The organism is Brevundimonas sp. (assembly GCF_041688735.1).
GTDB lineage: Bacteria > Pseudomonadota > Alphaproteobacteria > Caulobacterales > Caulobacteraceae > Brevundimonas.
In genome coordinates, this window is record NZ_JBDNHO010000046.1 from 1 (window position 1) to 22,059 (window position 22,059).

Genomic DNA, 22,059 nt, shown 5'->3' on the forward strand with positions numbered 1-22,059 from the left:
GCGACAGCGGGAAATATGGCTTGATCCGACGCATCTGCTTGTTCGTCAGCCAAAACAGATCACTCATGACAGGCTCCTCCTGCCACCAGTGAATCAGATCGCCACGACCGTGTGAATCCCTTTAATGGGTCCTGAGCCTAAGTCGATTTCAGGCGTCCGGTGGCGAAGCTGTCCGGGGTCCGGCCGTGTTCAGAGATGTGCGCCATGACGAACCCTTCTCTGGCGCTCGCAGGTCACCCGATCCGGCTCTGGTTTGGCTTCATCGTGATGTGCGTCGGCATGTTCATGGCCATCCTCGACATCCAGATCGTGGCCACGTCTCTTCCAACCATTCAGGCGTCACTGGGCGTGGCGCCGGATCAGATGAGCTGGGTCCAGACCGCCTATCTGATCGCCGAAGTGATCGCGATACCGCTGACCGGCGTGTTGACGCGGGCCTTCACGATGCGATGGCTGTTTGTTGGTGCCGTGACGGTGTTCAGCATCGCCTCGCTCGGTTGCGCGCTTAGCCAGGACTTCGAAAGCCTTATCTTCTGGCGGGTCATCCAGGGCTTCTCGGGCGGGACGCTTATTCCGGCCGTCTTCTCAGCCGTCTTCATCATGTTCCCGGAGCGCAGGCAGGCCGTCGCGACGACGATCGCCGGCGTGGTCGCGGTCATGGCGCCGACGGTCGGTCCGATCGTCGGCGGCTGGATCACCCAGACCTACTCCTGGCATTGGCTGTTCCTCATCAATCTGGCCCCAGGCGTCATCTGCGCCCTGACCGCCGTCTTTCTGCTGCCTCGCGAGAAACCAGATCCGGCCCAGATCCGGCGGCTGGACTTCGTCGCCCTGGTCCTGATGGCGGTGGCCCTGGCCGCGCTCGAACTCGCATTGAAGGAAGCGCCTCAGCGGGGTTGGGCTTCGCCACTGGTGGTTGGACTGGGCGCGCTAAGCCTGGCGTCGGGCGTGAGTTTCGTAAGGCGCAGTTTCGGACGCAGAACGCCCGTGGTGGAGTTGCGAACGCTCAAGAACCGCACCTTCGCCGTCGGGTGTATTCTCAGCTTCGTCCTGGGCATCGGCCTGTTCGGGTCGGTCTATCTCATGCCCGTTTTCCTGGCCTTCGTCAGAGGTCACGGACCGCTTGCGATCGGATCGATCATGCTGGTGACGGGTCTTGCCCAACTCGCTGCCGCGCCCGTGGCAGTCGCCATGGAGAAAAGATTGGACGCCCGGCTGCTGACCGGCGTCGGCTTTGCGATGTTCGCCGTTGGACTGGGGATGAGCGCGTTCCAGACGACCGAGACCGATTTCGATCAGATGCTCTGGCCGCAAATCGTCAGAGGCGCCGCCATCATGCTCTGCCTGTTGCCGCCCACCAGACTGGCGCTGGGCAATCTTTCCCTGGCGCAGGTGCCGGATGCCAGCGGCCTGTTCAATCTGATGCGCAATCTGGGCGGGGCCATCGGCCTGGCCCTGATCGATACGGTCATCTACGGCCGCGCGCCTGTCCTCGGGCAACAGATCGTCTCGCGTCTCCAGGCGGGCGACACCGAAACCGCACAGGCTCTTGGTATTCCCCTGGCAGTGTTCACCAGCCGGATGGGTCAGCCGATCGACGCGGCGACAACCGCCGCCCTGACCCCTCTCATCGAAAAACTGGCGCTGACACGCGCGATCAATGAGGCGTGGCTCCTGATTGCCGTGCTGACGATTCTGGCTCTCTGCACAGTGCCGTTCGCGCGTCCGGGATCGACCACCGCCGCGCGAACGTCAACCTGACCTCTTTCAGTACCGCCAGCCATTCTGGCGGTCGTCCGGAAGGACAGATGCTCACCGAGCGCTTTGCCGCAGGCTCCGACGCCGACTGGACAGGCGCCGTCCTGCTGACGGATAGCCTTCATGCGCGCCGGGCAGGCTCTGCCCCACGGCGGCAAGGGACGTCATGTCGAACCCGGAAGACACCAGGGCCGCGCCGACGCGAGACCAGACCGGCCTGAAGCCACTCCCCGCCCTGGCCATCGGACTGGGCTATGCGGGCCTGTTGCCGCAGCTGGCCGCCTTGGGACTGGCGGTTTTCGGCGGGCCGGAATGGCGTTTCACCGGCCTGAGCCTGGCGTTCGGCTATGCCGCCTTGATCTACAGCTTCCTTGGCGGCGTGTGGTGGGGCCTGGCGGCAGGATCGCCGGTAACGGCGCCACGATGGATCTGGATCGCCAGCGTCTTGCCCTCCCTGATCGCCCTGGGGTCAGCCTGGCCCTGGGCGGTCGGAGGGGACTGGCCCGGTCCCTCCCTGATCGTGCTCGGCATCGCCATCGCCTGCAGCATCGTGATCGATGCGGCGCTGGCGCGCGCAGGTCTGACCCCGCCTCGCTGGCTGGCCCTCAGGCTGCCGCTTTCACTGGGACTCGGCGGCCTGACGCTCGCCTCGGGTCTGACGACGATGCTCACCGGCTGATCGAAAGAGACTGCCCGCGCGCCCTCACCCCCGCCCGCGATAGGTCGGCACACCCTGGTCCGGCAGCCACAGACCTTCAGGCGCGACGCCCGTCTGCCAGAAGACGTCGATCGGGATGCCGCCCCGCGGATACCAGTAACCGCCGATGCGCAGCCATTTCGGTGCCAACAGATCGGCCAGCCGTTTGCCGATGGCCACGGTGCAGTCCTCGTGGAAGGCGCCGTGGTTGCGGAAACTGGTCAGATACAGCTTCAACGACTTGCTCTCGACCAGCCAGTCGCCCGGCGCATAGTCGATGACGATATGGGCGAAGTCCGGCTGGGCCGTCACGGGGCACAGGCTGGTGAACTCCGGCACGGTGAAACGGGCCAGGTAAAGGGTGTCGGGGTGCGGGTTGGGAACGCGCTCCAGCACGGCGGTTTCCGGGCTGGTCGGCTGGACGATGTGCTGGCCAAGCTGGTGCAGGCCTGAGGTGTCGGTGGTCATGCGATCTGCTCTAGCGCCGAAGGCCGCGTCATCACAATCCTCCCCCATCGGTGGAGGGGGCCAGCCACATCCGCCGGCTGCCGGTGTCGCCCCCTCCACCGCCGTTCCGGCGGTCCCCCTCCCCCTGTCGCTGCGCTCGGGGGGAGGAATGGGGATTTGCCTTCCCCTGCGATAGCCCGCTATCCGTAGCCAAAGAAAACCAAGGGGAACCGTCATGGCCATTCCGGCTTCGCTGCAACAGGGTCTGAAACTGCCGGTCATCGCCGCACCAATGTTTCTCGTCTCCGGGCCCGATCTGGTGGTCGAGACCTGCAACGCTGGCGTCATTGGCACCTTCCCCTCGCTGAACCAGCGCACCACCGAGGGGTATCGGGAGTGGATCCACGAGATCAAGGGCCGACTGACCCCCGACGCGGCGGCCTTCGGCGTCAACCACATCGTCCATCCCACCAACCCGCGCCTGATGTCCGACATGATGGTCTCGGTCGAGGAGAAGGTGCCGCTGATCATCACCTCATTGGGTGCCGTGCGGGACGTCGTCGACGCCGTGCACGGCTATGGCGGCGTGGTGTTCCACGACATCGCCAACGTCCGCCACGCGAAGAAGGCCGCCGAGAGTGGCGTCGACGGCCTGATCCTGGTGGCCAATGGGGCGGGCGGTCATGCGGGCATCATCAACCCCTTCGCCCTGGTCAATGAGGTGCGTGAGTTCTTCAAGGGCACGATCATCCTGTCGGGCTGTCTGTCGAACGGTCAGGACGTGGCGGCGGCGCTGATGCTGGGAGCCGATTTCGCTTATCTGGGCACCCGCTTCATCAACACGACAGAGGCCATGGCCCCGGACGCCTACAAGGCGATGATCATCGAGAGCGGCGCGACCGACATCGTCCACACGCCGGCGGTGTCGGGCATCCCGGCCAACTTCATGATCAAGTCGCTGATCGCCAACGCCATCGACCCGAAATCCCTGCCCGAGCACAAGCTGGATATGGCCGACGAGGCCAAGGCCTGGAAGACCGTCTGGTCCGCCGGTCAGGGTGCGGGGGCCGTGCACGACGTGATCCCGGCGGCCGGACTGGTGGCCCGGCTCCGGTCGGAATATGCACAGGCGACGAACCAATTCGCCAAGAAGGTCGGCGTCGCCTAGACCATGGGCGCATGACCCGTCTCTTCCTCCTCGCCCTCGCCCTCGGAGCCGTCTTGCCAAACGCAGTCGCGGCGCAGCACAAGGACAACGCACGCTGCAGCCAGGAGCCGTCGTCGCACTGGTCCTTCGAGCTGGGGGCCGGCACCGATAACCGATCGAAGGGCGCATCCAAGAGCGACGGTGCCCCCTACGTTTTCGGCGACATACAATGGAACGGTGCCAGCGGCTTCTATGCGGATGTGGAGTTCGAGACGATCGATTCATCCGGATCGCATGTCGAGACGGAAGCTGAGGCCGGCTGGCAGTTCGCGTCCGCAGGGCTGGAGTTCGATTCTTCCGTCTCCCGTAAATGGCGTCTCGGAGCCGACGCCGGCCAGGATGACGATGCGTGGGAGTTCCAGTTCGACGTCATGCGGGACTTCGGCGCCGTCGACGCCCGCCTGCGCCTGGAGCATTCGCCCGACGGGCTGGGATCGACCCGCGCCACGAGCTGGATCGAGACGCGTCTTCGCTGGCCCATCGCAGAACGACTGCGAGCCAGCGTCGCCCTGGGTCGGCGCGAACAGGACAACGCGCCGGACTATAACGGCTGGAATGCCGGCGTGGCCTACGCCCTGACCGACGAGACCGCCCTCGACCTGCGCTGGCACGGCACCGACGCCGAAGCCGAAGGTGCCCAATTTGAGGGTGCCCTGGTCGCCTCCGTCCAGATCGCCTTTTAGCCGTCGGCACCAAAACAGCGACGACGACACCGGCTGGAACGCGAGCTTCACCTGCGCCCTGACAGACAGCCTTGAGGCCGAGGTGCGCTATTACGCGACCGACGGGACAGACTTTCCCGACACCAACGCGCGTAATTCGGACAGTCTGGTCGCCGGGATCACCATCGCTTTCTGAGGTGGCGACGCGGACCTCGCTTTCCCCCGCGATACGCCCCATGTTGCAGGGATGAGCACCCATCGCCCCACTACCCTCGAACGCGCTTATGAGCTGGCGCGCGGCGGAGGCTGCCGCACTGTCAGCGATATCAAGCTGGCGCTGTCCGCCGAAGGTTTCGACCGCATCCAGGACTCGCTCTACGGGCCGACACTGACCGCCGCCCTGCGCAAGCTGTGCCAGGCGCATTATGTCGCACCGGTTGAGGACGAGACGACCGACCCAACCCCCACGTCTTGATTTCGTCGCGAGGACAGTCCACAAAGTGAACCGTCGAGCTCTCTGCGAAACGCCACCCTCTGCTTTCGCACTGAGGTCTAGCCGCTCCATTCAGACCCGACAGGCCACGGGGGCTATTCCCTTCGGTCAACGCTAGCGGAGGTCCTGAAAATGGCTACCGGCACTGTTAAATGGTTCAATTCCACCAAGGGCTACGGCTTCATCCAGCCTGACGACGGCGGCAAGGACGTGTTCGTTCACATCTCGGCCGTCGAACAGGCGGGCCTGCGCGGCCTGGATGAAAACCAGAAGGTTTCCTACGAAATCGAGCGCGACAAGCGTTCGGGCAAGGAATCAGCTGGTCAGCTGAAGACCGAAGGCTGAGTACACGCGTCGGATTCCGACGCATGACTTCGACGGCGGCGGGGGCGAGAGCCTTCGCCGCCGTTTTGGTTCTGGGTGGCGCTGTCGCCTGACATCGCCCTAAGGCGTGGCCAGAGGTCGCAGGCCGTTTCGGTGAGCATCCCGACGCGCCCAAACCTCGTTTCTACCTCCGATCCGTATAAACGGACGCTCAGGAGAGACACCCATGACCTTTACTCCAGCCCGATCGGCCCTGCTCGCCACCCTGGTGGCCGCCGGCGCCATGTTCACAGCCGCCTGTTCCTCGACGGATGGCATGGGCGCGATGGACGCCGACGCCTCCAGCACCGTGATGGTCGGCGGCGCCGCCATGTATCCGAACAAGACGATCGTCGAGAACGCCGTGAACTCGCGCGATCACACCACTCTGGTCGCCGCCGTGACCGCTGCCGGTCTTGTGCCCACCTTGTCCAGCCCCGGCCCCTTCACGGTCTTCGCCCCGACCAACGCGGCCTTCGCCAAACTACCCGCCGGCACCGTCGAGACCCTGGTCCAGCCCGCCAGCAAGGCGACCCTGACCAAGATTCTGACCTATCATGTCGTGTCGGGCCGGGTCAGCGCCACCGACCTGATCGCCCAGATTCGCGCCGGTGGCGGCAGCGCCCGTCTGACTACGGTCGAGGGCGGCGTTCTGACGGCCTCCCTGCGCGGTGGTTCCGTTATCCTGACGGACGAAAACGGCGGCGTCGCCACGGTCACCCAGGCTGACGTCTTCCAGTCGAATGGCGTCATTCACGTCACCGACACGGTTTCCATGCCCAACTAAGCGACCCGGGCGGGACGCCGACGACGACGGCGTCCCGGTCACCCCCTCCAGAGCCAAATCGCTTGCAATTGCGCGCCAAAGCGCCCATCTGAGGCCTCGTCGATCTCTCTGCGAAACGCTGCTGCCCCTTTGCATCGCGCACCGAGGTCCAAAGCCGATCCCATTCAGACCCGACAGGCCGACCCGGAACCTCTTCCGGCGGTCAACGCCTAACGGAGGTCTCAAAATGGCTACCGGCACTGTGAAATGGTACAACTCGACCAAGGGCTACGGCTTCATCGCTCCCGATGACGGCGGCAAGGACGTTTTCGTCCACGCTTCTGCGGTCGAAACCTCGGACCTGGGTTCGCTGAACGAAAACCAGAAGGTTTCCTACGAAGTCGAACGCGACTCGCGCTCGGGCAAGGAATCCGCCGGCCGCCTCAAGGCCGCCGAATAGTTTCCGACAGACGCTGCGGCCGGGTTCATCCCGGTTGACGGAAGGGTCGGCGTCCATCGGGCGCCGACCCAACCGCCGTTCAACTCAAGGAGACTCCCATGACCCCCCTGTCCGACATGATCCCCTCGATGACCGACCCCGACCTGAAGGCGCTGCGTCTTAACGCCGCCAGACTGGTCGAGCATGGCTCGCCGGTCCAGAAAACCGCCGCCGCCGACATCATTCCGCTGATCGACAACGAGACCGCCCGCCGCGCCGCCGCGCCGAGCACCACGGTCAAGAAGCCCCGCGCGCCCGCCAAGAAGAAGGTCGTGCCCGCCACCGGACACCAGACCGCCCTTCCCGACAAGCCTGCCAAGGCCGCCTGAATCAGGACAGCGCCTGATCCAGGTCCGCGATCAGGTCCTCGACCTCCTCCACGCCGACCGACAGCCGGATCAGGTTGTCGGTTACGCCGCCCGCCTCGCGCAGATCTTTGGGCACCGAGGCGTGGGTCATGATGGCCGGGTGATTGACCAGGCTCTCGACGCCGCCCAGCGACTCCGCCAGCGTGAAGATCCGAACCCGCTCCAGTACCCGTTTGGTGCGCTCCAGATCGCCGTCGATCAGGACCGTGACCATGCCGCCGTACTGGCCGTTCATCTGACGTGAGGCCAGGTCGTGCTGCGGGTGGCTGATCAGCCCCGGATAGATGACCTTCGCCACTCCCTTACGGTCTTCCAGCCAGCGCGCCACGGCCATGGCATTCTCGTTGTGCGCCTTCATGCGCAGGCCCAGCGTCTTCAGACCCCGATTGGCGAGGAAGGCGTCGAACGGCCCCATCACCCCGCCAATTGAATTCTGAAGGAATTTGATCTCCTTCGCCAAGTCGGGGTCCGCCGTGACCAGCGCCCCGCCGATGATGTCGGAGTGGCCGTTCAGATATTTGGTCGCCGAATGCATGACCACGTCCGCCCCCAGCTTCAGCGGCTGCTGGCTCCAAGGCGTGGCGAAGGTGTTGTCGACGATCAGCAGCAGTCCGTGGGCTTTCGCGATCCGCGACAGACCCTCGATGTCGGCCAGCTTCATCAGCGGATTGGTCGGGGTCTCGGCCCAGATCAGCCGGGTCTTCGGCGTGATCGTCGCCTCGACCTTCGTCAGATCGCTGAAGTCGACATAGGCGAAGTCCAGCCCCATCGAGCGGCGCCGCACCCGTTCGAACAGCCGCCACGAACCGCCGTAAAGATCGTCGCCGGTGACGATGTGCGACCCGGCGTCCAGCAGCTCCAGCGCCGTCGAGGTCGCCGCCATGCCGCTGGCAAAGCCGAAGCCGTGGGTGCCGCCCTCCAGATCGGCCAGACAGGCCTCGAACGCCTCGCGGGTCGGGTTCTTGCCGCGCGCGTATTCATAGCCCTTGTTCACCCCCGGGCTTTCCTGGGCATAGGTCGAGGTGGCGTAGATCGGCGTCATCACCGCGCCCGTCGTCGGGTCGGGCCGCTGACCGGCGTGGATGGCGCGGGTCGAGAACCCCTGACTGTTCTTCAGCTTGGTCATCGGATCATCGGTTCAGGCTGAGGTGATTGATCAGATCCGTCCGCGTAATCAGACCCACAAATCGCTCGCCGTCCAGCACGATCGCCACGCGGTCGCGGTCGAACAAGGGGATCAGGGCGTCCAGAGGTTCATTGACCTGCACCGTGTCGAGGTCGCGGGTCATGGCCGATGACACGGGCTTGGCGAAGCGCTCCCGTCGCGTGATTTCATCGGTGTTCATGACGTGGACGAGATCGCTTTCGTCCAGGATCCCGACCAGGCGGCCGTCCTGGATGATCGGCAGCTGAGACACGTCCGCGCCGCGCATCCGCTTGAAGACGGTGTCCAGCGTGTCGTCCGGTCCGGCCACGACGACGTCGCCGTTCTCGTATTTGCGGCTGATCAAGTCCGACAGGTCGCCGTGTATCTCTCCGCCGCCCAGTCCCTGATCGGCCAGCCAGGCGTCATTATAGACCTTGGACAGGTATTTGGCGCCGGTGTCGCAGACGAAGGTCACGACCCGTTTCGGCTCCGTCTGTTCTCGGCACCAGCGCAGCGCGGCACCGATCAATGTGCCTGAGGACGACCCGGCCAATATGCCTTCCTTCAGCAGCAGTTCGCGCACCGTGGCGATCGCCTCGGCGTCGGGGATGGAATAGGCCTTGTCGATCAGGCTCATGTCGGCGGTGTCGGGCACGAAATTCTGGCCGATGCCTTCGACGGTGTAGCTGCCCTCGGGTCCCGGCACGCCCTCGTTGACGATCCCGGCCAGGGTCGAGCCGACCGGATCGGCCAGGATGATCTTCGCGTCCGAACCGACACTCTTCAGATACTGGGCGATGCCGGTGATGGTGCCGCCTGAGCCGATGCCGGCGACGAAGGCGTCGACCTTGTGATCCATCTGCTCCCAGATTTCCGGCCCCGTGGTCTGGAAATGAGCCAGGGAGTTGGCGTCGTTGGCGAACTGGTTGACGTAGAATCCGCCCGGAATCCGTTGCGCCAGTCGCTCGGCCATGTCGGTGTAATATTCCGGATGCCCGTGCGGCACGTCCGAACGTGTCAGGCGAACATCGGCCCCCATGGCCCTGAGATGTTGAATTTTTTCCTTGGACATCTTGTCCGGGATGACCAGAAGCACCTTGTACCCCCTGGCCTGACCCACCAGCGTCAGCGCCAGACCGGTGTTGCCGGCCGTCGCCTCGACGATGGTCCCGCCGGGCTTCAGAAACCCCTCGTCTTCCGCCGCCGCGATCATCGACCGGGCGATGCGGTCCTTGATCGACCCGCCCGGGTTCTGGGCCTCCAGCTTCAGGAACAGACGGCACGGGCCGGTGTCGATCTTCGTCACCTCCACCATCGGCGTCTTGCCGATCAGGTCCAGCAGTGAGCCGGTCGGACCGGACAGGACGGGGGTGGCGGCCAGTGACATTTACAAACTCCGGGGGACTTCGCGCCGGAAGCTAGGCGCGGGACGGTCTCCGAACAACCGCTGACAGACGCATAAATTATAGCTATACTTATGGCCAGAACGGGAGATCTACAGATGGCGACCTATGGCGTGGCCGAGGCCAAGAACAAATTCACCGCCCTGCTCGACCGTGTCGAGGAGGGCGAGCGCGTGGTAATCACCCGGCACGGCAAGCCCGTGGCGGAGATAAGACCGATCCAGAGCCTGACCTGGGATGAGCGCAAGGCGCGGCTTCTGGAGATTTCTGCCCGCGCGGCGAAACTTCCGCCCATCGGCATGACGGCGGTCGAGCTGATCAATCTGGAGCGAGAGCCGGAGGAGTGATCGACTATTTCGACACCAGTGCCCTGGCCGCCGTGTTGCTGGACGAACCGGCTCGCGAACCGGTCAACGCCTTTATCGCTGCTGCCGACGCCCCGCCGGTCGTCAGTGACTTCGGGGTTGCGGAAGTCTCCTCTGCCATCTCTCGTCTGCTCAGAATGAGGCGAAGAACCTTGAGCGAGGCACAGGCCTTGCTTGAACATTTGGACGACTGGGTGCGGGAAGCCGGTGAACCCGCTTCTCTCGACGCTTTGGACGTCCGCGAAACCACGCTTCTGGTCCGTCGCTTCGATCTCAAACTTCGCGCGCCGGATGCGTTTCACCTGGCGATTTGCCGAAGGCTCGATGCCCGTCTGGTGACACTCGACAACAACCTGGCCCGCGCCGCGGATGCGGTGGACGTGGCCTGTATCAATCCCGCCGTAGACTCGGCGTATAGAAAGACTGAATGACAAAATCCACACAAAGGCCCCCCGCCGGCCTGCCCGACAAAGACACCCTGATCGCCTTCCTGCGCGAGGCGGGAACGGCCGAGAAGGCCGACATCGCCCGCCATTTTGGCCTCAAGGGCAATGAGCGGCGCATGCTGCGCGAAATGATCCGCGAGCTCGAAGCCGACGGCAAACTCGGCAAGCGCGGCCGCAAGGGCTTCTCGGAAGTCGGCGCCCTGCCGCCAGTCGGCGTGGCCGATGTTATCGAACGCGACATCGACGGCGAACTGTATGTGCGTCTGGTCGAGGCCTCCGCCGACGCGCCGCGCGCCGTCCTGGTCCCCGACAAGACGGGCAAGACCGGACCCGCGCCGGGCCTCGGCGCGCGCGTCCTGGCCAAGTTCACGCGCGGCGAGGACGGCTGGGAAGCCCGCGTCGTCAAGGTGCTGGACACCGACGCAAACCGCGTCCTCGGCGTGATCCGCAAATCCAACAAGGAGGTCCGGGTCGAACCCGTCGACCGCCGCTCGAAGGACGTGCTGCTGGTCCCCCACGCCCAGGCCGAGGGTCTGCGCGACGGCGATCTGGTGGTCGCAGCGATCGAGAAGGGCGACCAGCGCTATGGACCCAAACGCGGCAAGATCCTCGAAAAGATCGGCCGCGAGGACGACCCGCGCGCCGCCTCCCTGATCGCCATCGCCACCCACAATGTCCCGATGGGCTTCTCCGAGGCCGTCGAGAAGGAGGCCGAGGATCAGGAACTGCCGTCGCTGAAGGGCCGCGAGGACCTGCGCGACCTGCCGCTGATCACCATCGACCCGGCCGATGCGCGCGACCATGATGACGCCGTCTATGCGATGCGCGACGAGGACCCCAGGAACGCCGACGGCTGGATCGTCTGGGTCGCCATCGCCGATGTCGCCGCTTACGTACGGCCCGGCACGAACCTCGACCGCGAGGCGCGCGACAAGGGCAACTCCACCTACTTCCCCGACCGCGTCGAGCCGATGTTGCCCGAGCGACTGTCGAACGGCCTGTGCAGCCTCAAACAGGGCGAGAACCGCGCCTGCATCGCCGTGCGGATGGTCTTCGACAAGGACGGCCGCAAGACCGGGCACAAATTCGTGCGCGGTCTGATGCGGTCCCAGGCCAAGCTGAGCTACGAACAGGCCCAGGCCGCCATCGACGGTGTCGAGAAGGGCGGCGGGACCGACGACACGACCGGCCCGATCATGGAGGCCATCCTCTATCCCCTTTGGAACGCCTACCGGACCATGCTCAAGGGCCGGCTGAAGCGCAGCCCCCTGGCCATCGAGAGCCCGGAACGCCGCATCCGCATGAACCCGGAGGGCCAGATCATATCGATCGAGCCGCGCGTCAGCCTCGAGGCCCACCGGCTGATCGAGGAGATGATGATCCAGGCCAACGTCTGCGCCGCCGAGACGCTGGAGCAGAAGCGCACCCCCCTGCTCTATCGCGTCCACGACGCGCCCAGCCAGGAGAAGCTGTTCAATCTCGGCGACTTCCTGCAGACCATCGACAAGCCGTGGACCAAGGGCGAACCGGCCACGACCAAACGGTTCAACAAGCTGCTGGACGAGACCCGCGACGGCCTGCACGCCGAGGTCGTCAACGAGGTGGTCCTGCGCACCCAGATGCAGGCCGTCTATTCGGCCGAGAACGTCGGCCATTTCGGCCTGAACCTCGACCGCTACGCCCACTTCACCTCGCCGATCCGGCGCTATTCCGACCTGATCGTCCACCGCGGCCTGATCCGGGCGCTGGGGCTGGGTCCCAAGGGAAACCAGGATGGGCTGACGGACCGCGAGATCGCCGAACTGCCGTCCATCGCCGAGCAGGTGACCATGACCGAGCGCCGTTCCATGGCCGCCGAGCGCGGCGCCATGGACCGCTACATGGCCGCCTTCCTTCAGGAACGGATTGGCGCGACCTTTCCCGCCCGCATCACCGGCGTCACCCGCTTCGGCCTGTTCGTCCGGCTGGAAGAGACCGGCGCGGACGGCCTCGTCCCCGTCTCGTCGCTTGGCGGCGAATATTTCCACCACGACGACAAGTCCCACGCCCTCGTCGGTGAACGCAGCGGCTCGCGCTGGACGCTGGGACGCACCGTCGAGGTCAAGCTGCGCGAGGCCACGCCGATCACCGGCGGCCTGGTGTTCGAAATGCTGTCCGAACCATCGCCGCGCGATCCGAACGCCCCCGCGCCTCGACTGGGCGTGCGTGCCAGAGGCCCCGGCGGCGGCGGCTTTCCCAAGCGCGGCGACAAGCGTCCGGGTGGGCCCAAACCGCCCAGCGGCGGGCGTCCCTCGGGCGGCATGAAGGGCGTCCGCAAGGGCAAGCGGCGGTGATGAACCCGTCCACCATCCTCCCGCACCGGGGGAGGGGGACCGCGAAGCGGTGGAGGGGGCCGGCCCCACACGCCGGCTTTTGCGGTGAGCCCCAACCACCATGCTGCGCATGGTCCCCCTCCCCCAAAGTGGGAGGATTGGAATGACCCAGCCGTTCGATCCCGCCCAGGACCTCGCCGACGCCCCTGTCGTCGGCGGCCGGCAGCGGCCAAAGGACGCCGCCACCCTGATCCTGACCCGGGTCCGCAAGGGCGAGGCCGAGGTGCTGATGGGCCGTCGCGCGCCGGGCCATGTCTTCATGGCGGCGAAATGGGTGTTCCCCGGCGGTCGCATCGACCGCTCGGACTTCGCGGCGACCTCGGCGAATGATCCGCCCGGCCCGGAGATGGCCCGCCTGACCCGCGAGATGCCCGCTCGCCGCGCCCGTGCCCTGGCCCTGACGGCGGTGCGCGAAACCTTCGAGGAAACCGGCCTGCTGCTGGCCGAGCCCGCGCCCGTGGCGTCGGTCGCCGGGCCGTGGCGCGAGTTCAGGGCTGTCGGTGCCCTGCCCGACCTGGCCGCCCTGTCCTATGTCGCCCGCGCCATCACCCCGCCGGGCCGCACCCGACGTTTCGACGCCCGCTTCTTCACGTCCGACGCCCGCGCCCTGCTGCATCCAGAGCCGACGGCGGGGTCGGGCGAACTGGAAGAGATCGCCTGGCTGCCGCTGACCGCCGCCCGCGCGCTGGACCTGCCCGCCATCACCCGGTTCGTTCTGGCTGAAGTGTCAGAGCGCCTGACCCATCCGAACCGTCCCGTCCCCTTTGTCCGCTGGGCCGGCGGGCGGCATGTCATCGAGCACAGGGACTGAGCGGCATGGCCGACGCGGCGATCACCTTGCGACTGACCCTGGCCGACCCCGTTCCCGGGGTCCGCTACAGCCTGCAGAAAGACGACGCGCGCCTCGACCCCGTCACGGCGACCGACGCGCCTCTGTCCTTCGACGTGCCCATCCGGTTGTCGGCGGACAACCGCGTCCTCGGCCCCTTCGTCCGCCGTGAGGGACCCATGCGTCGCTTCGTCTACATCCGCATCGGTCAGTCCGCGGGGATCATGCCAGTCCGTGGTCGCGGCGCGCCAAGATCGACATCCACGACATCCCACCGGCACTGCTGGACCGCGCCCGTGACGGGGTTGTGCTGGAGGTCGAACTGCCGGGACGCGGCAAGGACGGAAGCCCGACCTGCGCGACGGTTCACCCCCTGTCCGGCTGGAAAGGCGTCGAGTCCTAGCTGCAAGCGACATTCAGGGCTCGGCGCCACACCCTCCACTTACGAGTTCAGACCCCTGGGTTCCGGGTTCCGCTACGCGGCCCCGGAATGACGGGTTGGGGAAACTTCAGCGGCTCCGCTCAATGTCTACTGAACCGGGTTGGCCACCGGGCGGGCCAGATCGAATTCGACGCGGAAGAACCGCCCCTCGGGACGGCGCAATTCGTAGGCGAAGACCTCACCCGGCTCGACCTCGACGGCCCAGACGTTGGTGTTCGACACCGCCCGGTCCTGGCGAGAGAACATGGCCATCGAGAACTGATCGACCGGAAACGCCTGCCGCCGCGCCGTGCCGTGATCCGCGGTGTCGCCGCCGTACTGGCTCAGGGCGTCCTCGGTCCCGTCCGTGTGACGGTGGTCATGCTTCAGCCGCACGCCCTTACTGGTGCGGGTGATCACCCAGGTCCGCGAGTGGTCCTCGCCGACCCAGAAGGGGATTCGTACTTCGTTCGCGGCACAGTCGCGCACATGCATCAGCAGGCGCGACGAGGCGAAACCGGCGTCGGCGGGGTCAGACGTGACCACCCGCCCCTCGAACCTCTGCCCGCACAGGGCGTTCAGCCGGGCCATGAAAACGTCCTGCGGCGAGGCAGGCTCTGGAGCCGTGGCGCAGGCGTTCAGCGACAGCACGGCGGCGGCGATCAGGGCGATGTGTTTCATGTCTCCACCCTGCGCGCGAAGGCACCGGCATACAACGCGGCGGATGCCGTTGACTTCCGGGCGTCCCTGAGTATGTTCCGCGCCTCGCATTTTAGCGGCTTTCGCCGTCGCAAAGGTAATTCCGATGGCCAAACCGGCTTCAATCAAGATCCGCCTGAACTCCTCGGCCGACACGGGCTTCTTTTACGTCACCAAGAAGAACGCCCGGACCATGACCGAGAAAATGGTCGTCAAGAAATACGACCCGGTCGTGCGCAAACACGTCGAGTTCAAGGAAGGCAAGATCAAGTAGGATCTCGCCACAGACCGATTTGTGAAACGCCCGGCCGAAAGGCCGGGCGTTTTGCTTTGGGCTGCGAAGGCTGTTGGAAGGCAGCATCGGGAATGTCCGCTGTGGGTGGAGGCCGTGTGAGAACGCGGCCTCGGTCGAAAGCAGACACCGGCCGCCGCGCAATCGCCCGCTCAAACGCCCTATGCCGCCCTTGCGATGACCTGGTTCCGGCCCCGGCCCTTGGCCTCATATACGCCCTCGTCGGCCCGCTTGAGCAGGGCCTCCGGCGTATCGTCGGGGCCGCTGGTGGCGGCCACACCCACCGAGACGGTGATCGTCAGGCCTTCCTCGCCCCCCATGATCGGAAAGGGTTGGGCGGCCACATCGCGGCGGATGCGGTCCGCCACGCGCGTGGCGTCTTCCAGAGTCGCGCCCGGCATCACGACGACGAACTCCTCGCCGCCGAACCGGCACGGCAGGTCGATGGCCCGCACGTTGGTCGCCAGCCGCACCGCGAACTCGCGCAAAACCTCGTCGCCCGCGTCGTGGCCGAAGCCGTCGTTGACCAGTTTGAAATGGTCGATGTCCATGACCAGCACGGCCACGACGTCGCCGCCCTGCCCCGCCCGGCTGACCAGGGCCTGCAACTGCCCGGCCATGTAGCGGCGGTTGTGCAGTCCGGTCAGGGCGTCGGTGACGGCCATCTCCAGACTGTAATCCAGTTTTTCCTTGAGGAAGTCGGCGTAGCGCTTGCGCTTGACCTGGGTTCGCGCCCGGGCCTGCAGCTCTTCCGGGTCCACCGGGCGCGGCAGGATGTCGTTGGCCCCCAACTCCAGCGCCTTCACCAGACGCGGCCGATCGGCCGGATCGACCACCGCCAGGATGGGCGTGCGGCGCGCCGCCTCCGTCGAACGCACCTGGGCCACGAAGCGCAGGCCATCGAACTCCGAACTCGACACATTGACGATCATCAGGTCGATGGGGCCGCGCGCGGCGATCAGGGCTGCCGCCTGATCGGTCTCGACCATCGTCCGATGCTCAGTGGACAGGTGTTCGATCATCATCTTCGACTGACGCGCATTGTCGTCGACGATCAGCACCCGCCCGCCCAAGCCGCGCAAACGCCCCGCGCCGTCGGTGTCCACGCCGATCCGGCGTCCGGTTTCCTCGCGCTCGCGCATCTCGTCCATCACGGACTTGAGCCGCACCAGAGATTTGACGCGCGCGAACAGGATGACGTCGTCGATCGGCTTGGTGACGAAGTCGTCGGCCCCGGCGTCAAGCCCCTTGATCTTGTCCTCGCGACCGTCCAGCGCGGTGACCAGCACCACCGGGATGTGGCGCGTCACAGGATCGGCCTTCAACCGTCGGCAGGTCTCGAACCCGTCCATGCCGGGCATCATGACGTCCAGCAGAATGATGTCGGGCCGTTCCTCCGAGGCGATCTCCAGCGCCGTCGCGCCGTCGCAGGCGGTCATCACCTCATAGTATTCCAGCGTCAGCTTGGCTTCGAGCAGCCTGACGTTCGGCTCGACGTCGTCGACCACCAGAATCCGTGCGGTCACAGCGCGACCTCGGGCTGGAACAGATGTGTGCGGACGACCTCGAGGAAATGCACCACCGAGATCGGCTTGGAGATATAGGCCTCGCAGCCGCCCCGCCGGATCCGCTCCTCGTCGCCCTTCATGGCGAAGGCGGTGACGGCGATGACCGGGATGTGGCTCAGTTCCTCGTCGTCCTTCAGCCACTTTGTGACTTCCAGGCCGCTGATCTCGGGCAGCTGGATGTCCATCAGAATCAGATCGGGACGATGCTCGCGCGCCAAGGCGAGCGCCTCCAGACCCTCGCGGGTCTGGAGGGTCTTGTACCCCTGGGAATCGAGCAGATCATGAAACAGCTTCATGTTCAGCTCGTTATCCTCGACGATGAGGACTGTCTTCGACATGATCACCCGGCCTGTTCGCCTCTCGAAAATCGCGCGACATGCGCTGAGGCTTTTCGCCTTCTTCGGGTGCACTCTGACCCGGCCAGTCTTAAGTTGGGGTGAAGCGGACAGGAGAGCGCGCACCTTGGCCATCAAGGCCATCTGTCGGGAGTGTCTATGGTCCGGTCCGGACCGCGTCCAGCGCTGCCCGCGTTGCGCCTCGCGCCGGGTCGTTAGCCACGCTGAACTTGACAGCCTGCATATCGCCCACCTTGACTGCGATGCCTTCTATGCCTCGGTGGAGAAGCGCGACCGGCCCGAGCTGCGCGACCTTCCGGTCATCGTCGGCGGCGGACACCGGGGCGTCGTCTCCACCGCCTGCTACGTCGCCCGCCTGTACGGCGTCGGCTCGGCAATGCCCATGTTCAAGGCGTTGAAGGCTTGCCCCGACGCCGTGGTCATCAAGCCCGATTTTCGCAAATACGTGGCGGAGAGCGAGCGCATCTTCGGAGCCGTCGAAAAGCTGACGCCCCTGGTCCAGACCCTGTCGCTGGACGAGGCCTGGCTCGATCTGGCGGGCACCGAACGCCTGAACGGCGGCTGTCCCGCCTGGCAACTGATCCGCCTGCAGAAGCAGATCGAGGACGAGACCGGCCTGACCGTCTCCATCGGCCTGGCGACCAACCGCTTCCTGGCCAAGATCGCCTCCGAACTCGACAAGCCGCGCGGCTTCTCGGTCATCGGCACCGAAGCCAAGGCGCTGCTGGCTCCCAGGCCGGTCGGCATCCTGCCCGGCGTCGGGCCGGTGTTTCGCAAAACCCTGCAGAGCGACGGCTTCGCCACCGTGGGCGATCTGGCCGCCGCCGACCCGCGCGATCTGATCAAACGCTATGGCGAGACCGGCCTGCGCCTGTCCGACCTCGCCCACGGCCGCGACGCCCGCGCCGTCAATCCGGACCGCGAACGCAAGGGGATGAGCGCCGAGACCACCTTCAACGCGGACCTGACCAGCGCCGGCGACCTCGAGGCCGAACTCTGGCCCCTGTGCGAAAAACTGGCCTCAAAGGCCCGCCGCGACGGCGTCGCCAGCCGGGTACTGGTGCTCAAGCTTCGGCGTACGGACTTCAAGATCATCACACGCCGGATCAGCCTGCCCGAACCGGTTCAGACGGCCCGTGCCCTCTTCGCCGCGGGCCGTCGGCTGATGGGGCCGGAACTGGGCATACCCTACCGCCTGATCGGCATCGGCATGGGCGAGGTCATCGACGCCGTAGACGCGCCCGCCCTGTTCCAGACAACTGAATCCCGAACCCTCAAAACCGAAACCGCCATCGACGCCCTCCGCGCCAGGTTCGGCGCGGGAGCCGTTGTCGCGGGTCGCGCGCTGAAGGGCTGACGCGGCGCTCGCGGCGCGCTAAACCGCGTCCAGATTAGCAGGAGCTTGCCCATGACCGTCGCCGCCCGCCTCGCCGAACTCGGCATCGATCTGCCGGAACCCGCCAAGGCGGTGGCCAACTATGTGCCCTATGTGCGGAGCGGCGATCTGGTCCACATCTCGGGCCAACTGTCGAACGACGCTTCGGGCGGCATCAAGGGCACCGTCGGTGACGACGTCTCGCCGGAGCAAGCCCAGGCGGCTGCCCGCATGTGCGGCGTCAACCTGCTGGCCCAGATATCCGCAGCCCTGGACGGCGATCTGGAACGCGTCGTGCGCATCGTAAAGTTGGGTGGCTTCGTTCAAGCCGCGGGCGACTTCATCGCCATCCCCGCCGTCGTCAACGGCTGTTCGGACCTGATGGTCGAGGTCTTCGGCGACAAGGGCCGTCACGCCCGTTCGGCCGTCGGCGTCTACAAGCTCCCGCTCGGCTTCGCCGTCGAAGTCGACGCCATCGTCGAGGTTCGCTGATCCTGCGAACAGACCCCACATTCCGCTCATCCCCGCGAAAGCGGGGATCCAGTCCTTTCGTAGGGCGGGCTTTCAGTGATCACCAGATGTGCCAAGGCGGTCCTGCAGGAACGCCCAAAGCACTGGGTCCCCGCTTTCGCGGGGATGAGCGGAACTAGTGTTGCAAATCCACGTTCACGACCGGATCGCCGACATAGGCCGCGAGGCCTGGGACGGCTGCGCGCAGTCCACCGGCGATCCGTTCGTCTCCTACGACTTTCTCGACGCCTGCGAGGCCTCGGGCAGCGCGGCCCCGCGACAGGGCTGGGCCGGTCGCCATCTGGCCCTGCGCGACGAGGCGGACCGCGTCCTCGGCGTCATGCCGCTCTGGCTCAAGGGCGACAGCCAGGGCGAATACGTCTTCGATCACGCCTGGGCCGACGCCTATCAGCGCGCCGGCGGCCGTTACTACCCCAAGCTTCTGGGTGCCGTGCCCTTCACGCCGGCGACCGGACCCCGCTTCCTCGCCCATCCGGACGCCGACGCCGCCACGGTCCGCGAAGCGCTGCTGGGGGGCGCGATGGCCCTCGTCGAACGGCTCGGCGTTTCGTCACTGCACGTCAACTTCCCGACCGCGCCGGAATGGGACGCCATGGGCGAGGCCGGCTTGCTGCTGCGCCAAGACATGCAGTACGTCTGGCGCAACGGTGGCTATGCGACCTTCGACGATTTCCTGGCCGCCCTGTCATCCAACCGCCGCAAGACCATCCGACGCGAGCGGCGCGAGGCCCGGGTCGGGCTCGATATCCGTGTCCTGACCGGCGCGGAGATCACCGAGGCCCACTGGGACGCCTTCTTCGCCTTCTACGTAGACACCGGTGGCCGCAAATGGGGTCGCCCCTATCTGACCCGCGACTTCTTCAGCCGGGTCGGCGCGACCATGGCCGATCGCATCGCCCTGGTAATGGCCTTTCGCGACGACGCGCCTATCGCCGGGGCCCTGAATTTCATCGGCCGCGACGCCCTGTACGGCCGCCAGGGGGGGGCGCTCGAAGACGTGCCCTTCCTGCATTTCGAGCTCTGCTACTATCAGGCCATCGACTTCGCCATTTCGCGGGGCCTGTCGCGGGTCGAGGCCGGGGCGCAGGGCGAGCACAAGATCGCGCGCGGTTACCTGCCCAGCCCTGTCTATTCCGCCCACTGGATCGCCGACCCGGCGCTGCGTGAGCCCGTGGCCCGCTATCTGGACGGCGAACGCGCAGCGGTCGACGCCCAGTTGACGGCCATGACCGCCGAACTGTCGCCTTACCGGGACGACAGCTGAAAGCTCAGTCGTCGCGCCGCTTGTCGCCGCCGATGAACCAGCCGGCGATCCAGCTGACGATACCGGTGACGACCGCCGCGCCGATGCCCGCCATCAGGCCGTCGACCACGAACCCGCCCAGCAGCGCCGCCACCAGGCCGATCACCGCCGCGTTCACCACCAGCAGGAACAGTCCGAAGGTAATGATCGTCAGCGGGAAAGTCAGCACCGTCAGGATCGGCCGAACGACGGCATTGGCGATTCCCAGCAGGATCGCGGCCAGCAGCAGCGACCCGGTGTCCTCGAAACCCACCCCCGGCACGACCTGGGCCGCGAGCCACAGCGCGAAGGCCGTGACGAGGAACTGGACGATGAAACGCAGCATGGACATCTCCCGACTCTAGACAATTTTTGCTTCGGGTCGAATCGACCTGAATCCAAAAAATGGTCCAGAATCATGCGGAAGCGAAATCTGAATCTTGTTGGACTGCGTCCATCAAGACCGATTTCGCTCCAGCGTCACATTAACGCGGAACTGGCCCCGGGGCTCCCCTCTCCCGGCGCCGTCCGCTACCGTGCCACCGACAGACGGAGCATGCGATGAGTCTTCACCATCCCTACGACCCCGACAACATCTTCGCCCGGATCCTGCGTGGCGAAATTCCGGCGGTGAAGGTCTGGGAGGATGACCACGTCCTGGCCTTTATGGACGTCTTCCCGCAGTCCGAGGGCCATGTCCTGGTCATATCCAAGACGTCGACGGCCCAGTCCCTGCTCGAGATCGAACCCGATGCCCTTGTCCGCCTGACAGCCGCCGTCCAGCGCACCGCCCGCGCTGTCGAAAAGGCCCTCCAGCCCGAAGGCTTTCAGATCGTGCAGTTGAACGGCGCCGCGGCAGCTCAAACCGTCTTCCACCTGCATTTCCACGTGGTCCCGCGCTGGGCCGACCGCGGCCTGAAGGGCCACGGCCACACCCCGATGGCCGAAACCGATGCCCTGCGCGCCCTCGCCGACCGCATCGCTGCGGCGCTGGACTGAACGCCGTTCTTGTCCCGACGGGCGATAAAGCGCAGCCGGCCCACCGACTGGAGCCATCTCCGTATGGTCTGTGCCTTGGGCGGTGCCATCATCGGGAGACTGCCAACGTAGTCCGGCGCCTGATCGTCTTGCATCGACCGCCACTCGCCAGCATAAGAGCCGCCCGTTCACACGGACGCCGGTTTAGCTCAGCTGGTAGAGCAGCGGTTTTGTAAACCGAAGGTCGCGGGTTCGATTCCTGCAACCGGCACCACACGTTTTCCCCCGGCAACGCCTGACTTCCAGGTGTGGCGGGCTGTGATATTATTGCGACGCTGGACGCGCTCCTGAGGTTGTGCAGCCATAAGCTAAAGCAGTAGCCTTGCGGGGCGGTGACAAATTGTGCGCGTTTCTAATACAATGTGATGAGATTGGAACTCTCGGCCAATCTCCGAGTTGGCATTCGTGACGACAAAACCATAGCTTAAGGAAACCCGACCGATGAAGAAGACCATTGCGGCCATTGCGGCCGGAACGCTGCTGGTGGCCTCGCAAGCCTACGCCACCACTGAAGCCGCTCCTCGCGTCGGTGACCGCCTAGAGCGTTCGCCGCTCAAGTTGACGTATAGCCATCATGCCGGAAGTAGTTGGCGCATTCCTGGGGTGTGAAGGCCTTGAGGATATCGCCGATGCGGTCCCAGAGGCCCGTCATTGTGGTCTCGGCGGCGGCTCGCA

25 protein-coding genes, 1 tRNA gene and 1 pseudogene are annotated in these 22,059 nt (G+C 65.8%); 20 read left to right on the forward strand and 7 right to left on the reverse strand.

Annotated elements, in window-relative coordinates:
* The first annotated feature begins 204 nt into the window (after positions 1–204).
* Both ACESMO_RS05155 and ACESMO_RS05160 read left to right on the forward strand, forming a co-directional pair.
* A complete protein-coding gene (locus tag ACESMO_RS05155) occupies positions 205–1,761 on the forward strand; it encodes a DHA2 family efflux MFS transporter permease subunit (protein WP_372707105.1) in 1,557 nt (518 codons plus the stop codon).
* Between the two features lie 163 nt (positions 1,762–1,924).
* Positions 1,925–2,437, forward strand: coding sequence for a DUF3429 domain-containing protein (locus tag ACESMO_RS05160; RefSeq protein ID WP_372707106.1), 513 nt, complete (start codon positions 1,925–1,927; stop codon positions 2,435–2,437).
* A 24-nt stretch (positions 2,438–2,461) separates the two neighbouring features.
* Here ACESMO_RS05160 and queF read toward each other — a convergent pair whose 3' ends face one another.
* Positions 2,462–2,923, reverse strand: coding sequence for a preQ(1) synthase (gene queF, locus ACESMO_RS05165; RefSeq protein ID WP_372707107.1), 462 nt, complete (start codon positions 2,921–2,923; stop codon positions 2,462–2,464).
* 214 nt (positions 2,924–3,137) lie between these two features.
* Between queF and ACESMO_RS05170 the strand changes: the two genes are divergently transcribed.
* The 7 genes from ACESMO_RS05170 to ACESMO_RS05200 all read left to right on the forward strand — a co-directional run bounded on the left by ACESMO_RS05170 (position 3,138) and on the right by ACESMO_RS05200 (position 7,221).
* Entirely contained in the window at positions 3,138–4,070 is a 933-nt protein-coding gene (locus ACESMO_RS05170) for an NAD(P)H-dependent flavin oxidoreductase (protein ID WP_372707108.1), read from the forward strand.
* 11 nt (positions 4,071–4,081) lie between these two features.
* Positions 4,082–4,792 carry a TorF family putative porin gene (locus ACESMO_RS05175; protein ID WP_372707109.1) on the forward strand — a complete coding sequence of 237 codons (711 nt, stop codon included), beginning with the start codon at positions 4,082–4,084 and terminating at the stop codon, positions 4,790–4,792.
* Between the two features lie 226 nt (positions 4,793–5,018).
* Positions 5,019–5,246 carry a hypothetical protein gene (locus ACESMO_RS05180; RefSeq protein ID WP_372707110.1) on the forward strand — a complete coding sequence of 76 codons (228 nt, stop codon included), beginning with the start codon at positions 5,019–5,021 and terminating at the stop codon, positions 5,244–5,246.
* A 150-nt stretch (positions 5,247–5,396) separates the two neighbouring features.
* The gene (locus tag ACESMO_RS05185) at positions 5,397–5,609 is read left to right on the forward strand and encodes a cold-shock protein (RefSeq protein ID WP_055828888.1); all 213 of its coding nucleotides are present in this window, start codon (positions 5,397–5,399) and stop codon (positions 5,607–5,609) included.
* Positions 5,610–5,814: 205 nt separating this feature from the next.
* Positions 5,815–6,414 carry a fasciclin domain-containing protein gene (locus ACESMO_RS05190; protein WP_372707111.1) on the forward strand — a complete coding sequence of 200 codons (600 nt, stop codon included), beginning with the start codon at positions 5,815–5,817 and terminating at the stop codon, positions 6,412–6,414.
* Positions 6,415–6,640: 226 nt separating this feature from the next.
* Positions 6,641–6,853 carry a cold-shock protein gene (locus ACESMO_RS05195; RefSeq protein ID WP_372707112.1) on the forward strand — a complete coding sequence of 71 codons (213 nt, stop codon included), beginning with the start codon at positions 6,641–6,643 and terminating at the stop codon, positions 6,851–6,853.
* Between the two features lie 98 nt (positions 6,854–6,951).
* Positions 6,952–7,221: a hypothetical protein gene (locus ACESMO_RS05200; RefSeq protein ID WP_372707113.1), complete on the forward strand. Its 270-nt coding sequence runs from the start codon at positions 6,952–6,954 to the stop codon at positions 7,219–7,221.
* A gap of 1 nt (position 7,222) precedes the next feature.
* Here ACESMO_RS05200 and ACESMO_RS05205 read toward each other — a convergent pair whose 3' ends face one another.
* The gene (locus ACESMO_RS05205) at positions 7,223–8,386 is read right to left on the reverse strand and encodes a cystathionine gamma-synthase (protein WP_372707114.1); all 1,164 of its coding nucleotides are present in this window, start codon (positions 8,384–8,386) and stop codon (positions 7,223–7,225) included.
* A 4-nt stretch (positions 8,387–8,390) separates the two neighbouring features.
* Positions 8,391–9,794, reverse strand: coding sequence for a pyridoxal-phosphate dependent enzyme (locus ACESMO_RS05210; RefSeq protein WP_372707115.1), 1,404 nt, complete (start codon positions 9,792–9,794; stop codon positions 8,391–8,393).
* Positions 9,795–9,908: 114 nt separating this feature from the next.
* Between ACESMO_RS05210 and ACESMO_RS05215 the strand changes: the two genes are divergently transcribed.
* From ACESMO_RS05215 to ACESMO_RS05235, 5 genes and pseudogenes are all read left to right on the forward strand, one after another.
* Positions 9,909–10,157: a type II toxin-antitoxin system Phd/YefM family antitoxin gene (locus ACESMO_RS05215; protein ID WP_372707116.1), complete on the forward strand. Its 249-nt coding sequence runs from the start codon at positions 9,909–9,911 to the stop codon at positions 10,155–10,157.
* A complete protein-coding gene (locus ACESMO_RS05220; RefSeq protein WP_372707117.1) occupies positions 10,154–10,606 on the forward strand; it encodes a type II toxin-antitoxin system VapC family toxin in 453 nt (150 codons plus the stop codon). The genes ACESMO_RS05215 and ACESMO_RS05220 overlap by 4 nt, the downstream gene beginning before the upstream one ends.
* Complete coding sequence (rnr, locus tag ACESMO_RS05225; protein WP_372707118.1) at positions 10,603–12,954, forward strand: ribonuclease R; 2,352 nt, start codon at positions 10,603–10,605, stop codon at positions 12,952–12,954. The genes ACESMO_RS05220 and rnr overlap by 4 nt, the downstream gene beginning before the upstream one ends.
* A 142-nt stretch (positions 12,955–13,096) precedes the next feature.
* A complete protein-coding gene (locus tag ACESMO_RS05230; RefSeq protein ID WP_372707119.1) occupies positions 13,097–13,804 on the forward strand; it encodes an NUDIX hydrolase in 708 nt (235 codons plus the stop codon).
* A 5-nt stretch (positions 13,805–13,809) separates the two neighbouring features.
* Positions 13,810–14,225, forward strand: a pseudogene (locus ACESMO_RS05235) (DUF5990 family protein).
* A 126-nt stretch (positions 14,226–14,351) separates the two neighbouring features.
* On the opposite strand, the gene ACESMO_RS05240 reads toward ACESMO_RS05235, so the two are convergent.
* The gene (locus tag ACESMO_RS05240) at positions 14,352–14,924 is read right to left on the reverse strand and encodes a hypothetical protein (protein ID WP_372707120.1); all 573 of its coding nucleotides are present in this window, start codon (positions 14,922–14,924) and stop codon (positions 14,352–14,354) included.
* A 124-nt stretch (positions 14,925–15,048) separates the two neighbouring features.
* Here ACESMO_RS05240 and rpmG point away from each other — a divergent pair, with 124 nt between their 5' ends.
* The gene (rpmG, locus tag ACESMO_RS05245; protein WP_055830646.1) at positions 15,049–15,216 is read left to right on the forward strand and encodes a 50S ribosomal protein L33; all 168 of its coding nucleotides are present in this window, start codon (positions 15,049–15,051) and stop codon (positions 15,214–15,216) included.
* 179 nt (positions 15,217–15,395) lie between these two features.
* Here rpmG and ACESMO_RS05250 read toward each other — a convergent pair whose 3' ends face one another.
* Positions 15,396–16,760, reverse strand: coding sequence for a PleD family two-component system response regulator (locus ACESMO_RS05250; RefSeq protein WP_372707121.1), 1,365 nt, complete (start codon positions 16,758–16,760; stop codon positions 15,396–15,398).
* On the reverse strand, positions 16,757–17,140 hold the full coding sequence (locus ACESMO_RS05255; RefSeq protein ID WP_372707122.1) for a response regulator: 384 nt from the start codon (positions 17,138–17,140) through the stop codon (positions 16,757–16,759). The genes ACESMO_RS05250 and ACESMO_RS05255 overlap by 4 nt, the downstream gene beginning before the upstream one ends.
* Before the next feature lie 124 nt (positions 17,141–17,264).
* On the opposite strand from ACESMO_RS05255, the gene ACESMO_RS05260 reads away from it, so the two are divergent.
* The 3 genes from ACESMO_RS05260 (at position 17,265) to ACESMO_RS05270 (ending at position 20,328) form a co-directional block, all read left to right on the forward strand.
* Positions 17,265–18,515 (forward strand): DNA polymerase IV, encoded by a 1,251-nt coding sequence (locus ACESMO_RS05260; protein ID WP_372707123.1) that lies wholly within the window; start codon positions 17,265–17,267, stop codon positions 18,513–18,515.
* A gap of 51 nt (positions 18,516–18,566) precedes the next feature.
* Entirely contained in the window at positions 18,567–19,025 is a 459-nt protein-coding gene (locus tag ACESMO_RS05265; RefSeq protein WP_372707124.1) for a RidA family protein, read from the forward strand.
* A 160-nt stretch (positions 19,026–19,185) separates the two neighbouring features.
* Positions 19,186–20,328 (forward strand): GNAT family N-acetyltransferase, encoded by a 1,143-nt coding sequence (locus tag ACESMO_RS05270; protein ID WP_372707125.1) that lies wholly within the window; start codon positions 19,186–19,188, stop codon positions 20,326–20,328.
* 4 nt (positions 20,329–20,332) lie between these two features.
* Here the strand turns inward: ACESMO_RS05270 and ACESMO_RS05275 are convergent, their stop codons facing one another.
* Positions 20,333–20,692, reverse strand: a complete 360-nt coding sequence (locus ACESMO_RS05275; RefSeq protein WP_372707126.1) for a phage holin family protein — start codon at positions 20,690–20,692, stop codon at positions 20,333–20,335.
* A gap of 215 nt (positions 20,693–20,907) precedes the next feature.
* Here ACESMO_RS05275 and ACESMO_RS05280 point away from each other — a divergent pair, with 215 nt between their 5' ends.
* Together ACESMO_RS05280 and ACESMO_RS05285 are read left to right on the forward strand one after the other, a co-directional pair.
* Entirely contained in the window at positions 20,908–21,345 is a 438-nt protein-coding gene (locus tag ACESMO_RS05280; protein WP_372707127.1) for an HIT family protein, read from the forward strand.
* 177 nt (positions 21,346–21,522) lie between these two features.
* Positions 21,523–21,598, forward strand: a tRNA-Thr gene (locus tag ACESMO_RS05285).
* Positions 21,599–22,059: the final 461 nt, after the last annotated feature.